16 protein-coding genes are annotated in these 14,628 nt (G+C 36.1%); 14 read left to right on the top strand and 2 right to left on the bottom strand.

Annotated features, from left to right (window positions below; translation table 11 throughout):
* Nucleotides 1–61 precede the first annotated feature (61 nt).
* The 7 genes from refZ to BMY13_RS06665 all read left to right on the top strand — a co-directional run bounded on the left by refZ (nt 62) and on the right by BMY13_RS06665 (nt 8,040).
* The gene (gene refZ, locus BMY13_RS06635) at nt 62–673 is read left to right on the top strand and encodes a forespore capture DNA-binding protein RefZ (protein ID WP_092503508.1); all 612 of its coding nucleotides are present in this window, start codon (nt 62–64) and stop codon (nt 671–673) included.
* A gap of 337 nt (nt 674–1,010) precedes the next feature.
* Nucleotides 1,011–2,702, top strand: coding sequence for a septation ring formation regulator EzrA (gene ezrA / locus BMY13_RS06640; protein ID WP_092503510.1), 1,692 nt, complete (start codon nt 1,011–1,013; stop codon nt 2,700–2,702).
* Nucleotides 2,703–2,778: 76 nt separating this feature from the next.
* Nucleotides 2,779–3,018, top strand: a complete 240-nt coding sequence (locus BMY13_RS06645; protein WP_139180778.1) for a hypothetical protein — start codon at nt 2,779–2,781, stop codon at nt 3,016–3,018.
* A gap of 275 nt (nt 3,019–3,293) precedes the next feature.
* Nucleotides 3,294–4,433, top strand: a complete 1,140-nt coding sequence (locus BMY13_RS06650) for a cysteine desulfurase family protein (RefSeq protein WP_092503512.1) — start codon at nt 3,294–3,296, stop codon at nt 4,431–4,433.
* Between the two features lie 6 nt (nt 4,434–4,439).
* Complete coding sequence (gene thiI / locus BMY13_RS06655) at nt 4,440–5,642, top strand: tRNA uracil 4-sulfurtransferase ThiI (protein WP_092492299.1); 1,203 nt, start codon at nt 4,440–4,442, stop codon at nt 5,640–5,642.
* 422 nt (nt 5,643–6,064) lie between these two features.
* Complete coding sequence (locus tag BMY13_RS06660) at nt 6,065–6,268, top strand: alpha/beta-type small acid-soluble spore protein (protein ID WP_092492300.1); 204 nt, start codon at nt 6,065–6,067, stop codon at nt 6,266–6,268.
* A gap of 176 nt (nt 6,269–6,444) precedes the next feature.
* Nucleotides 6,445–8,040, top strand: coding sequence for an amidohydrolase (locus BMY13_RS06665; protein ID WP_092503513.1), 1,596 nt, complete (start codon nt 6,445–6,447; stop codon nt 8,038–8,040).
* 268 nt (nt 8,041–8,308) lie between these two features.
* On the opposite strand, the gene BMY13_RS06670 is transcribed toward BMY13_RS06665, so the two are convergent.
* The gene (locus tag BMY13_RS06670; protein ID WP_092503515.1) at nt 8,309–9,106 is read right to left on the bottom strand and encodes an NAD kinase; all 798 of its coding nucleotides are present in this window, start codon (nt 9,104–9,106) and stop codon (nt 8,309–8,311) included.
* 136 nt (nt 9,107–9,242) lie between these two features.
* Between BMY13_RS06670 and BMY13_RS06675 the strand changes: the two genes are divergently transcribed.
* From BMY13_RS06675 to BMY13_RS06700, 6 genes are all read left to right on the top strand, one after another.
* The gene (locus tag BMY13_RS06675) at nt 9,243–9,815 is read left to right on the top strand and encodes a DUF2953 domain-containing protein (RefSeq protein ID WP_175476736.1); all 573 of its coding nucleotides are present in this window, start codon (nt 9,243–9,245) and stop codon (nt 9,813–9,815) included.
* A gap of 22 nt (nt 9,816–9,837) precedes the next feature.
* The gene (ytfJ, locus tag BMY13_RS06680) at nt 9,838–10,368 is read left to right on the top strand and encodes a GerW family sporulation protein (protein ID WP_092492304.1); all 531 of its coding nucleotides are present in this window, start codon (nt 9,838–9,840) and stop codon (nt 10,366–10,368) included.
* A gap of 91 nt (nt 10,369–10,459) precedes the next feature.
* Nucleotides 10,460–10,960 (top strand): thiol peroxidase, encoded by a 501-nt coding sequence (gene tpx, locus BMY13_RS06685; protein ID WP_092503520.1) that lies wholly within the window; start codon nt 10,460–10,462, stop codon nt 10,958–10,960.
* A gap of 119 nt (nt 10,961–11,079) precedes the next feature.
* Nucleotides 11,080–12,066 (top strand): class I SAM-dependent methyltransferase, encoded by a 987-nt coding sequence (locus BMY13_RS06690; RefSeq protein ID WP_092503522.1) that lies wholly within the window; start codon nt 11,080–11,082, stop codon nt 12,064–12,066.
* 24 nt (nt 12,067–12,090) lie between these two features.
* Nucleotides 12,091–13,275 carry an acetate kinase gene (locus BMY13_RS06695; RefSeq protein WP_092492307.1) on the top strand — a complete coding sequence of 395 codons (1,185 nt, stop codon included), beginning with the start codon at nt 12,091–12,093 and terminating at the stop codon, nt 13,273–13,275.
* Nucleotides 13,276–13,287: 12 nt separating this feature from the next.
* Nucleotides 13,288–13,824 carry a MogA/MoaB family molybdenum cofactor biosynthesis protein gene (locus tag BMY13_RS06700; protein WP_092503524.1) on the top strand — a complete coding sequence of 179 codons (537 nt, stop codon included), beginning with the start codon at nt 13,288–13,290 and terminating at the stop codon, nt 13,822–13,824.
* A 14-nt stretch (nt 13,825–13,838) separates the two neighbouring features.
* On the opposite strand, the gene BMY13_RS06705 is transcribed toward BMY13_RS06700, so the two are convergent.
* Nucleotides 13,839–14,273, bottom strand: coding sequence for a universal stress protein (locus tag BMY13_RS06705; protein ID WP_092492309.1), 435 nt, complete (start codon nt 14,271–14,273; stop codon nt 13,839–13,841).
* A gap of 136 nt (nt 14,274–14,409) precedes the next feature.
* On the opposite strand from BMY13_RS06705, the gene BMY13_RS19440 reads away from it, so the two are divergent.
* Nucleotides 14,410–14,562, top strand: coding sequence for a hypothetical protein (locus tag BMY13_RS19440; protein ID WP_175476737.1), 153 nt, complete (start codon nt 14,410–14,412; stop codon nt 14,560–14,562).
* The last annotated feature ends 66 nt before the right edge of the window (nt 14,563–14,628 follow it).

Raw genomic sequence — 14,628 nt, forward strand, 5'->3', positions numbered from 1 at the left:
GAAAAAATTGCAGGATAAATCCTCACTTTGTCGTAAAAGAGATGTAAGGAGTTGAAAACTGATGAAAAAAAATCCAACTAAACAAAAAGTTGTTGATGCAGCTTCTATATTATTTTTTCAAAATGGCTTTCATGGAACGTCTGTAAGAGACATTGCAGATAAAGCAACTGTCAATGTTTCATTGATCAGCTACTATTTTAAGAGTAAACAGGGTCTTCTAGAGCACGCTGTTACACAATATTATGAAGCCTATTTAAAAGCGATTGAGACTGCTATGTTGAATAATGAATCCATTTCCCAATTGGAACGCTTGAAAAAAATGATTGAAGCCATTATACATTACAAACAGAGTAACCATCAATTCTCATGTTTTATTCATCGTGAGTTATCACTGGATTCTGTATTTGTTCGTGAAATGACTGTTACATATCTTGCAAAAGAAAATTATTTTATAAGTAACTCGTTTTATGCTATTTTTCCAAAACAGAAAAAGAATAATTTGGATAGTCAATTTTTATTAATGCAACTGAAAGGTATGTTAATTACCCCTTACATATTGCAGAATGAATGGAAAAACCAGGTGGTTGGGACAGATTCTCACAACCAATTTGCTAAAAATTATATTCGAACAATTGAGAATTGGTTAGATTACGTTGTCACGCAAAATAACTAATAGTAATCTTAAAAATATGCATAAATGGCATTTATTTAGCGCCATTTTTTATTTTTGTTAATAAAATTTGTCAAATCCTTAATTTATTTGTAATTTTTTAGCCAAAAATGTTAATTACATGGTATCATAAGTATAATAATGAGATAATTATACACTTTTTGGCAGTTATGAAGTATATTTAACTGCATAAGGGGCTCTAAGAAAACACTTAGCGCTTTTTAAGAATCCCTTTAACGATAAGCCAATTTTTCAAAAATGAAATTATTAATACCTGTTCTTCAAGAGAATTCAACGAAAGACTATCCTCTTATTCAGGAATGCAGTTAGGAGGCAATTTATGGCTTATATCATAGGAACTATTCTAGTAATTATTGCACTAATAATTGTGGGACTTATTTTACGAAAACGGGTATATGATGTTGTTGACCGATTGGAAGCATGGAAAATGGATATTATGAATCGGAATATCGCATCACAGCTTGGGCGTATTAAAAGTTTAAATTTGTCTGGCGAAACTCAGGAGAAATTTGAATCGTGGAAAGAACGGTGGGAGTATATCGTAACTAAAGAACTGCCAGATATTGAAGAATATTTATTTGATGCCGAAGAAGCAGCAGATCGATACCGGTTTTCCACCGCTAAAAAAACACTGCGAAAAGTAGAGCAGACATTACAATCAATTGAAGAAGATATCAAAAAAATGCTTGAGGAACTGAATGAACTGATGGAGTCTGAAGAATCAAGCCGAAAAGAAATCGAACAAATACAGCCTGATATTAAATCCTTGCGTAAAAAGCTTTCACAAAATCGTTACCAATATGGTAAAGCAGAAGTCCGTTTTGATGTGGAGATTGATGAACTTGACGAACAACTTAATCAATATAACGACCTAGTTGGATCAGGTGATTATTCTGAAGCACATCAGCTTGTTGAAGATCTCAAGCAAAAGTTGGAGGTACTTCAAACACAAATTGATGCATTTCCAACAATATATAAAACCTGCAAACATGACTTACCAGCCCAATTGGACGAATTATTTAAAGGATTAAGAGATATGAAGGAAGACGGTTACCGTATTGAACATCTTGGGTTTGAGAAAGAAGTACATAACTATCAACGCCGTTTGCTGGATTGTGTAAACACCCTTGAAAAAGGAGATACTTACGAGGCTAGCGTCGTAATAGAAGAAGTAGAAGAAAGAATAGCGGAAATGTACCAATTACTTGAAAAGGAAGCCATCGCTAAGAATTATGTTGAGACTAAGGTGCCAAGTTATCAGGAAGCATTGGATAGTTTAGAGGAGAATTTTCTTACAACAAAAGAAGAAGTGGAAACGTTAAAGAAAACCTATTACTTTGAAGACAGTGATATGGAAAAGTATTTGTCATTGGAAAAGTCTATTTTAAAATTAAAAAATCAGCTTGAAGAGCTTTCAAATGACATTGAAAGTGAAAACAGTACACATTCTGAGTTGCGTGTTAAGTTGGAGAATGGATTTCAGCAAATTGATGATTTACAGCAGAAACATGATGAATTTAAGAAGCATATACAAAATTTAAGGAAAGACGAATTGGAAGCAAAAGAGAAATTAACTGATATGAAAAACGAATTATACCGTATTAATCGCAGGTTGAATAAAAGTAATATTCCAGGAGTTCCAGGATTTATTTGGAATATAATGGAGGAAGCATCTGAAAAGAGTGCACGAGTACTTAATTTATTAGATAAGCAGCCATTGGATATCACAGAAGTTCAACATGCATTATCAGATGCAAAAACTGCGGTTGATCATGTAACAGAACAAACAGAAATGATGTTGGACCAGGCTTTTTTGACAGAACAAGTTATCCAATACGCGAATAGATACCGAAGTCAATATCCAATTCTTGCTGCTAAGCTGTCTGAATCTGAGCGCCTATTTCGTTCCTATGAATATGACCTCGCCATCGAACAGGCAGCTAAAGCTGTAGAAGAGATCGAGCCTGGTGCATTAAAACGTATAGAAGAGTACCAAAAGGCAGCTAATTAATATGCATAAAGGCTATAAAGGGATTTTACTGCTCCTGGGTACTAGTACAATATGTGTTTGGTGTTTTGTTATATTTATGTTTTTCACGACACAGGATAGCCAGATTACTGTAAAAGAGCATGTAACGTCGAGCAATGTTATAGTCAAGAAAAGTCAAATAGCATCGTTTACTAAAATGAAAGACAATACTGAAAAAGTGTATGCAATGAAAAACCAAAAGGAGTATCCATCACCGAAACTTGGAAGTGTTAAGCTTTCCAATGACAGTAATAAAGTATCAATTAATCTTTTATTAGAGATGTTGGATATAAAATAATTGTAAGGGCTATTTATGGGAAAGATAACTTTAACACTTTCAACAGAAGAAATATTAGGGGTATAAGTGAAACTTTGGTTTTCACTTTTAAAACTTGGTGAAAGCCAAGTTTTTCTAATGGCAGATAAGAATATATAAACACTTTTTTTAATGCATAAGTGCAGTTAAGTAACTCGCCATTAAGGCTAACACTCCAAAATATAAGGGGTACTCTTTAACGATTGCCAAGTTTTCTAAAGCTTGCTTTCACTTATTAAATCTAAGGAGAATTAAGCATGATTTATCTAGATAACAGCGCAACGACGAAACCCGCCTCGTCTGTTCTTAATAGTTTTTATCAAGCAACTGAGCGATTTTTTGCCAATCCATCGAGCATTCATCAGCTTGGCGGTGAAGCTGAAAAATTATTAAAAAAATCGAAGGAGCAGGCATCACAGTTGCTAAACGTTCACCAAGATGAAGTTATTTTTACTTCTGGAGGAACGGAGGGGAACAACCTTGCGATAAAGGGTATTGCATTAAAACACCAGGGCCGTGGTAAGCACATTATTACGACTGAAATTGAGCATCCATCTGTTTATGAGGCATGCAACAGTCTGGAGGATTTAGGATTTACAATAACTTATTTACCAGTAGATAAAAATGGTGTAATCTCTATAGAGGATTTAACGAATTCGATTAGGAATGATACGATTCTAGTTAGCATGATGCATGTTAATAATGAGCTGGGATCGATTCAGCCAATTAAGAAAATTGGAGAAATTCTCAAGCAGTACCCAAAGATATTTTTTCATGTAGATAATGTTCAGGGAATGGGAAAAATACCTTTAGAACTCACAAACAGTGGAATTGATTTATGTGCCATTTCAGGGCATAAACTCCATGGGTTAAAAGGAACTGGTATTTTATACGTGAATAAAAAGACAACGATGTATCCGTTGCTACATGGTGGCAATCAGGAACGTTCTCTTCGCTCTGGGACCGAAAACCTTGCTGGCGTTGTATCAATTGTAAAAGCATTAAGGTTAATAAAAGAACGGGAAAAGACAGGAGTTAAGGACATGTATCAGCTTCAGGAGTTTCTCCGGAACCACCTTGCTAAAATGGAAGGTGTGGTAATCAATACGCCAGAAGAGGCAGCACCACACATTATGAACATTTCTGTACCAGGATTAAAGCCTGAAGTGATTATTCATATGCTCGGTGAGAAACAAATATATATTTCAACCAAATCGGCTTGTTCTTCCAAACAGGCAGATGAAAGTAAAATCTTAGCAGCTTGCGGGTATGGCGCGGATCGTTCCACATCTGCACTTCGTATCAGCATGTCCTATGATACAACGGAAAGCGAAATAAATACGTTTTTAAAAGCGTTAGAGGAAGCAGTAAATCAACTAAAAGCAGTAATGGAGTAGATAACTATGCAATATGATCATATTTTAATACGATACGGAGAAATGGCTCTTAAGGGTAAAAATAGAAAGAAGTTTATCGTTCAACTGCAAAGCAATATTCGCAGAAAGTTAAAGGCCTTTCCCGAGGTAAAAGTAAAACGTACACAAGGCAGAATGTTTGTCTTATTAAATGGGCATGAACCTGACCCTGTTATGCAAAGGTGTAGTGAAGTTTTTGGAATTCAAAGCCTTAGTCTAGCAGTTAAGGTTCATAACGATGAAGAGGAAATTAAACAAGCAGCATTGTGGGCACTAAATAATAGTGAAAATGTCAATTCGTTTAAAGTTTCCGTAAAGCGGATTGATAAGAACTTTCCTGTTCGTTCACAGGATATGAACCAGGTGTTGGGTGGGCATCTTTTATCCAATACAACGGGCTATACGGTTGATGTTCACAAGCCAGATTTGGAAATCAAAGTTGAAATCAGGACAGAAGCAACCTATATAACATCCAGTATAATTCCAGGGCTCGGCGGATTACCGGTGGGCACATCAGGTAAGTCCTTGTTGCTTTTGTCAGGTGGAATCGACAGCCCTGTTTCGGGATACCTTGCTATGAAACGTGGTGTTCAACTAGAGGCTATTCATTTTCATTCACCACCATTCACGAGTGAACGTTCGAAACAGAAAGTGATGGACTTAGCAGAGAAACTGACGGAATATGGACATTCAATCAAAGTGCACGTTGTTCCATTTACTAAATTACAGCAGCACATTTTTCGGGAAATGCCTGACGGCTATGCAATGACAATTATGCGTCGAATGATGTTACGTATCAGTGAACAGGTGTGCAGGAATGAGTCTATATTATCGATGACAACTGGCGAAAGTCTTGGTCAGGTAGCAAGTCAAACAATGGAAAGTATGAATGCAATTAATGAAGTAACCAACTATCCAGTTATTAGACCATTAGTTGCAATGGATAAGAATGATATTATTAATATTTCCAGAAAAATTAATACGTATGATATTTCAATACGTCCTTATGAGGATTGCTGTACTATTTTTGTTCCAAAGTCACCAAAGACGAAACCTGCTAGAGAGAAAGTGAATATGTTTGAGTCACAGGAAGACTTTTCTGCATTAATTGAAGAGACAATAAGTGGCATCGAAGTTGTTAAATTAACTAATCAATCAGATACGAAAAAGGAATTTGAAGACCTTTTATAAAGGCTGTTTTCTAAAGATAGTTGCTATATTATGAAACCATGCGTAGTTTCTATAAACTATAACGTAATGTGGAAAAATTATCTGATTTTCTATGACGCCGCTGCGGAAATACACTTCGCTTTCCGCGGGCAACGCTTCAGCTTCCTCGGAAGCAAAAATCGCTTCCTGCGGGATCTTCAGCTTGAGCAGTTGTCGCCTTTGTACCCGGAGTGGTGAAGGCGAGTATATTCCAACTGCGTGGTTAGAGAGCCTCAGTAAATGATATTAATCGAATCTATGTCACAGTTTATATTAACTGCGAGAATTAAAAACAACAAAACTTACGAAAAGAGACTTTATAAAATTTCTCTTAACTAACAACAACTACCAGTTTAAAAATCCTTCTTGCTACACAATATAGAAGTATCAAGGAGGTGATGAACATGGCTAGCAACAATAGTTCAAACCAATTAGTAATACCTGGTGCACAACAAGCATTAGACCAAATGAAGACTGAGATCGCTCAGGAATTTGGTGTTCAACTAGGTCCTGATTCAACTTCTCGCTCCAACGGGTCTGTTGGTGGAGAAATCACAAAACGTCTTGTTCAGTCTGCTGAACAACAATTTGGCGGAATGTCACAATAACAACAATATAATAATAATGGCTAGGGCTATCCTTTTAGGGTAGCCCTTTTAAGTAGTATTAATGCTTTACCATTAAGCTTGACTAATTTTCCTCATTTTTCTTTCTTGATTTTTCTGCTTTAAGTAGGTAAAGTGCTCATAGAAGAGTAGAAATTTTGTTGATGGGAGTATTTTATATGGGAAGACTTTGGTTTGGTGGTTCAGTTTATACTATGGAAAACGAAGGCGATGCTGTTGAAGCGGTCTATACAGAGGATGGAATTATAAAAGCTGTTGGTACTTATGAGAGATTATATCATGATTTCTATGACAAAATTGACAACGAAGTTAATCTGAAAGGGAAAACGATGTTGCCAGGTTTTGTAGACAGTCATATGCATATAATAGGACATGGTGAAAAGTTACTGCATTTAGACTTGTCACAAATGAAGTCTCCAGAAGAAGTAAAAGAAGCACTTCTTAACCGTACTGCTAATTTATCAGAAGGGGAATGGCTAGTTGGAGAAGGCTGGAATGAAAATCAATGGGATAACCCAGAAATGATTTCTAAAAGAGAGCTGGACGAAGTTTGTCCAAATAATCCAATGATGTTGACACGTGTATGCAGACATGCGCTTTTAGCTAATTCAAAAGCCATGGACATGTCTTACATAAATGATCAAACACCAGATCCTCAAGGGGGAATCATCGTTAGAGATGAAAATGGTGATACTACTGGCTTGTTTCTGGATACTGCACAAGAATTGATTAAACAGGCAATGCCCGATGTATCACAGAAATATTTGCAGCAAATTATAAAAATAGCTGTGGATGATTTGCTTTCAAAAGGTTTAGTAGGAGGTCACAGTGAAGATCTTTACTATTATGGTGGTTTTTTAAAAACATATAAAGCCTTTTTAAATGCAATTAACGGAACCAATATAAAATTCAAGGCACATCTACTTGTTCACCATGAAGTTATGGAAGATATGATAAAAGAGAATTTAGGATACTTGGACGGAGCAGAATACATTGAACTTGGTGCTGTGAAGATTTTTGCAGATGGAGCTCTCGGAGGACGAACAGCGTGGTTGACCCAAGAATATAAGGATGACCCAGGTAATTATGGTGTGGCAATTCATAACTCTGAATACTTAGAAAAAATTATTCAATCCGCAAGAGAGCATGGTCTTCCGATAGCTGTTCATGCAATTGGAGATCAAGCCGTGGATGAAATAACAAAATTAATAAAAAAATATCCACTTCAAAATGGAGCACGCGATCGGATAATTCACGGTCAAATTTTAAATGAATTTTCCTTGAAAATGCTTCAGGACTTACCAGTGGCTGTTGATATTCAACCAACATTTGTTTCATCTGATTTTCCCTGGGCCGTTGATAGATTAGGCAAGGATAGAATTAAGTTAGCATATGCCTGGAAAACAATGCTGGAAAGTGGTGTACTTTGTGCCGGAAGTTCAGATGCTCCAATCGAAGATGCAAATCCATTACAAGGTATTCAAGCTGCAGTGTTACGAAAATCTTATTATGATGGTGAAGTGTACCAGCCGGAAGAACAGTTGTCTTTATTTGAATCCGTTCGGTTGTATACAGTAGGAAGTGCAAGCGCGATTACACAGGAAGATAAACGTGGATTGATTCTTGTTGGATATACTGCGGATTTTACCATTTTGGAAGAAGATATCTTTCAAGTTGATTCAGAAAATATTAATGAAATAGAGGTGGCAATGACAGTCGTTGATGGTGATATAGTTTATGATGCCACAGTATAATGCTGATAGTTCGACCTTTTTACAGATAAAGTTATACTTGTTAGGGAAATTATTTTATAAAGAGTGCCAACATTTGACTCACTAATCCTTACCGTCTTAATAGGCGGTAAGGATTTTTTTAGCAGTCAAGAATGTCAGTCATGTTTAGCTTAAGCCCTGGCGTTTAATGGATTCCCTAACCATGCCACATTCTTAAAACCACTTGGGCTCTTCTTGTTTCCTTTATCGCACACTCCATTCGGCGATGAACAGCGCTTAATCTTTGTCTCTATAAAAATGTACGTTTGACTCTATCCCAGTATGAGTTGTTCTTTAGTTTTACCGTTTTAATTACTTTATCACTTAAGGTCACCGTTAAATCCTTTATGTTTCGAATGGAGTAGGCCTCATTATCGAATCCGATAACAGGATAATCGTTTCCATCTTGTATGATGTCTAATGTAAGCTTTCGGTCCTTACTTAATACAAAGGAGGATCCTAGTGTACGATAGCGATTGTTATTAAGGGAAGCGAGTTCTGATACTTGAAAACATGGAATTTTTGGATCAATTACGGCTCCCTGTGTTGATTTATTGTAGCCAGTACTGCCTGTAGGTGTAGCGACAATTAATCCATCACCTCTAAATGTTTCAAAGTGCATGTCATCAATATGAACATCAACCACAATTGTTTTGATGATGGTAGAGCGAATACTAACCTCATTTAAACAATTAAATGAAGTTTCTCCATTAACCTGTATGTTTATGACTGGAAAACGTCGAACCTCCATCTCCTCATTAACCATTGAATGCAACATTTCGTCAAAGTTATCCATATTAAAATCACAATATAATCCAGACTCATTAGATTGTGTTATTCCTGTATACAGGCAATCCTGTCTGAATCCCGTCTTTCGAACAGCTTGCAAAAATGCACCATCACCGCCAATACTTATAATTACGTTAGCTTGTTTATGATCATCTACAATGGTGAAATTGTTTTTTTGTGCTAGCTCAATCAGTGGCTGCAATTTATTTTCAAGATTATTTTTTTGATGAAAGAAATAAATATTTTTTCGATTTGGCATTGTTATCATTACCTCCAGTTTGAACTTATTTCTTGTTCAAGAATATCATTTATATTTCAATTTTCCTAACACATTGAAAGTGTATGAGTAAAACAGTGAATTTGTAGCAAAATAAATGATATGGGGTGAGGTATTTATGATGATGCTGTTGATTGCTTTTATGTTAGTCATTATTTTAACTTTATTCTCAAAAATAAAGGTTATTAGTACGGTGATACTAAATCAGGAAAAACAAACTGCTTTAATAGCTGTTTATTTTTATCGAATAAGATTAATGAATAAATTAATCGACCTATCTTCTGAGGAATCCTATGAGGAAAAATCAATACGAGAAATACTAAAATTATTACATAGTTATAGTAATAATTTGCTTCAAAAGATGAAGGATTTAAATGATGTGGTTACTGTCTTACTTAACCGAATTAATTTTCACAAGCTATCTTGGAATACTCATTTTGGAACAGGAGAAGCAAGTGCGGCCGGTATGGTGTCTGGGGGAATTTGGGGGACCAAAGGATTAATATTAGGGTTGATCTATGCAAAGAGTAATCTAAAATGTGATCCAGTTATTACTGTTGTTCCGCTATTTAATCAAAAATATATAGAATCAAAATTCGATTGCATTGTATCAATAAGGATAGGGCAAGCTATATACGGAATTCTTAAAGTGATACGTAAATATCCAGCAAAAAAAGAAGCGATTATTTAAGCTGACTAAAGGAGGAATTATCATGGAGGAACATCCCATTCAAGGTTTAATGACAACGGCTATGGAAAATTTAAAAGATATGATAGAGGTAAATACGATTATAGGAGACCCCGTTGAATCCCCTGACGGCAGTGTAATTATACCGGTCTCAAAAGTAGGATTTGGTTTTGCTGCAGGTGGAAGTGAATTCAGTACAGGTGGATCAGGACAAAGTAAAAGTGATTCAAGTAGTGGAGGCTCATTACCATTTGGAGGAGGTAGTGGCGGAGGTGTATCCATTACACCAGTTGCATTTTTAATTGTTAGTCCAAAAGGGATTAAGATGGTTCACTTGGATGAGAACACGCATATTTATGAGAAGATGCTTGATTTTGCTCCAAAGGCAGTTGAGAAAATCCAGCAAATTTTAAAAGAGTCAGCTCAGTCCCCTAAAAATAAACAAAAATCTGGACGAGATCAGCAACAGTCAGACAAGCAGAATTCAAATCAGCAAGATGGTCAGCGGCAACAGGATCAGCAGCAATCAGAAGATCAAACAAGATATGATATATAAAGGTTCTGCTCGATTAAAATAGTGGACATTAAATGGCAAAAAATTCATAATGGAGTGTGTAAGGATAAAATTCTTAGGAGGAATGATTCATATGGCTAACGTTACATTTAATCAGGATCCTGTCACACTTTTAGGCAATGAAATTTTAGTAGGTGATCAAGCACCAAATTTTACTGTGTTGTCCAATGATCTTAAAGAAGTTAAGTTGGATGATTATAAAGATAAAGTGAAATTAATTAGTGTCGTACCTTCTATTGATACTGGAGTATGTTCTGAACAGACACAGAGGTTTAATAAGGAAGCAGAAGATATAGGTAACGTGCAAGTATTAACAATTAGTATGGACCTGCCGTTTGCTCAGGCTCGCTGGCGTGAAGTGAATAAAGTTAATGAACTTGAAATGTTATCCGACCATCGCGACGCAAACTTTGGTGAAAATTATGGTGTATTAATCAAGGAATTACGGTTATTATCAAGATCGATTTTCGTGGTTGATTCAACTAACACAGTTACATATGCAGAATATGTAAGCGAGGTAACGAATCATCCCGATTATGATAAAGCGTTGGAAGAAGCTAAAAAAGCAAAATAATATTGAATTTACACTCTCCTGTTACTCGATAACAGGGGAGATTTTTGTACATATACATAGATCATTTGTTACACTAGAAATGCTTTAGATAGATGGATCGAACGGAGGACTTATTGAATATGGAAAAAATGAATGTCGAAGTTTTATTTGAAAAGATAGATAATGCTACTGAAACGGTACAACAGCATGTAAACGAAACATATTTGGATAGCCTAGCCATGACATTGGAAGTGTTTTTCCACGAGTATGTTTCCGAGGAAACAGATGATGTTTTAAAACATAAGCTGCAAACGATAATAAAGGATATTGATATACCTGAATATCAAACAGAAGAAGTACGTAAAGCTGTACAATTGGCAATTTTAAAAGGCATGAAGGGGACAACTCAGCAGCAGCATTTAATGACACCAGAAACAGTAGCGCTATTTGTAGGTTATTTAGCAGAAAAGGTAACAAACGGAAAAGAAAAGTTACGTGTATTTGATCCTGCTAGCGGAACAGGTAATCTTTTAACAACTGTATTAGGGCATTTAGAAAACACGGAAGAAACTTTTGCTAGTGAAGTTGATCCTACGTTAATTAAACTTGCAGTATTGAATGCAAATTTACAAAAGAAAGAAGTTGAGTTTTTTCATCAGGATAGTTTAACACCATTCCTGATGGACCCAGTTGACTTAATTGTGGCTGATTTACCTGTCGGCTATTATCCAGATGATGTACGTGCCAATGACTTTGAGCTAAAAGCGGATGAAGGTCATTCATATTCCCATCATTTATTTATTGAACAAAGCATGAATTATACGAAAGAGGGCGGTTATTCCATTTTTGTAATCCCCGACTTCCTATTTGACAGCGATCAATCGGATAAACTGCATGCCTATATTCAGGAATACGCGCATATTATAGGGGTTTTGAGGCTTCCGGAAAGTATGTTTAAGTCAGAGAAGAATATAAAGAGTATACTTATTCTACAGAAGAAAGGTAAAGGTACCACAGCTCCAAAACAGCCATTGTTAGTTAAGCTTCCTTCATTTAAAGATACAACAGCGATGAATGATATATTAGGGCAAATGAATACATGGTTTTCGGCAAATATAAAAAATTAGCTATAATAGGGAGTTGAATACACAATGCAGAACATTTTAGCTATAAATGCTGGCAGTTCATCTTTGAAGTTCCAGTTAATACGGATGCCAGAAGAAAAGGTATTAGCAAAAGGTCTGGTTGAACGGATTGGCTTGGCTGACTCTGTATTTACAATGGAAATAGACGGCAGTAAAGATAAAATGCCAGCAGATATTCCAAATCATCAAGTTGCCGTCAAACACTTAATGGAAGAATTAAAAAGTTCGGGTGTTATCAAATCACTTCAGGAAATAAATGCGGTTGGTCATCGTGTAGTGCATGGTGGGGAGAAGTTTAGTGATTCGGTACTTATTACTGAAGAAGTAACACGTATTATTGATGAGGTATCTGAATTAGCGCCGTTGCATAACCCGGCAAATTTAACTGGAATTCGTGCATTTCAGAAAATACTGCCTGATGTTCCAATGGTCGCAGTATTTGATACAGCATTTCACCAATCAATGCCTGAAAAATCTTATTTATATAGCTTACCGTATGAGTATTATGAAAAATACGGGATTCGAAAATATGGTTTTCATGGAACTTCCCATAAATATGTCTCACAGCGAGCTGCTGAAATGTTAGGTATGCCAGTTGAACAATTACGATTGATATCATGCCATTTAGGTAATGGTGCAAGTATTGCTGCTATTGATAAAGGCAGGTCAATTGATACATCAATGGGCTTCACACCATTAGCTGGCGTAACAATGGGTACGAGGTCCGGTAATATTGATCCTGCTCTAATCCCATATATTATGGAAAAAACAGGGAAATCTGCATTTGATGTGATTAATATTCTAAATAATAAGAGTGGAATGTTGGCGTTATCAGGGTTTTCCAGCGATTTACGAGATATTGAACTACAGGCAAACGAAAATGATCGTGCAGAACTTGCTTTGGAAGTATTTGCGGCTCGTATACATAAGTATTTGGGCTCGTATGCGGCTAGAATGTCAGGGGTAGACGCTATTATATTCACGGCTGGGGTGGGAGAAAATAGTGACACTATTCGTGAAAAGGTTTTAACAGGATTAGAGTTTATGGGTGTATATTGGGATCCTGCCTTAAATAAGATTCGTGGTAAGGAAGCATTTATAAACTATCCTCATTCTCCGGTGAAAGTTATCGTAATTCCTACTAACGAGGAAGTTATGATAGCCCGAGATACTGTTCGTCTTTCTCAATAGGAGGGAATTTGAGTGTCTGTTCATGAACACAAACAAAATAAACTATTTGTTAAATGTATGGTATTAACGATAAGTGATACAAGAACAGAGAGGACCGACAAAAGTGGTAAACTGATGGTCACTCTGTTGGAAGAGGCCGGACACCATATCGAAATAAAAGAAATTATTCAAGATGAAAGTACAGCTATTAAAGAAATTACTAGTTCCGGCCTTGAAAATCCTAATGTCGATATTATATTAATGAATGGTGGGACTGGTATTGCTTATCGTGATGTGACAATTGAAACCATTCAGCCTATGTTTGAAAAGGAAATAACAGGCTTTGGGGAACTTTTTCGAATGTTAAGTTTCCAGGAAGATATTGGGTCTTCGGCTATATTATCAAGAGCGATTGCGGGAGTGAGCAAGAATACAGCCATCTTTGCTACGCCAGGATCATCAGGTGCAGTGAAACTTGCAATGGAAAGACTAATTCTCCCTGAATTGTCACATATAGCACATGAGATTAAAAAAGATATTACAGATAAAGATAATAAAGCTCTCAAATGAATTGGGGGCGTTATTTATCGTATAACAAGCACATCACAGTTGGCATATCTCGTAATACTTTCCGAGACACTGCCAATAAGGAAGCGTTCAACGGCACTCATACCTGTAGCGCCACAAATTATTAAATCAGCATTAAAATCAATAGCGATATCTTTAGCGATTTTTACTTTTGGAGATCCGTATTCAACACATCTGACTAAATTTGTTATGCCTGCATTTTTAGCGTTCTTTACATAACTATCTAGCAGCTCTCTTGCATATTCTTCTGCTCGTTCAGCTAATGTTCTGTCATAAGCCTCAGCTGTAGCAAAGGTTCTTGAATCAACAACATGTGCCAGAATAAGCCGCGCATCATTTCGCTTTGCTATATCCAATGATTTTTTAAATGCCTTTTCGGAAGCCTCAGAACCATCAACAGCAACTACAATATTTTTGTATTCGAAATCCATAAGAATCTCTCCCCTTCTTCTTATTAGGTATATACCCTCTCTACTACCTACTATAACTCTTTTTAAAACAGTTGGAAATAAAAATCTCCAGTAATGTGTCACCAAAGTGAACATACTAAAGATGGAGGTGATTTAATTGTCAAGTAAAGAAAAATTCTTTGAAGATAAAAAAGGTGTCTCAACTGTGAAAAATCAACTAATCGAAAGCTACCAAAGCGGGGTTATTGAAGACAAGGAAAAACTCTCCAACAACCGAGGAATTCACAAGTACAATAATCAAAAAAATTAGTGCTGTTTTCAATCCATCCCTTAAAAGGGATGGATTACTTTAGTTCTTTCCATTAGTATATTATGA

The organism is Virgibacillus subterraneus (assembly GCF_900110695.1).
GTDB classification, from domain to species: domain Bacteria; phylum Bacillota; class Bacilli; order Bacillales; family Amphibacillaceae; genus Lentibacillus; species Lentibacillus subterraneus.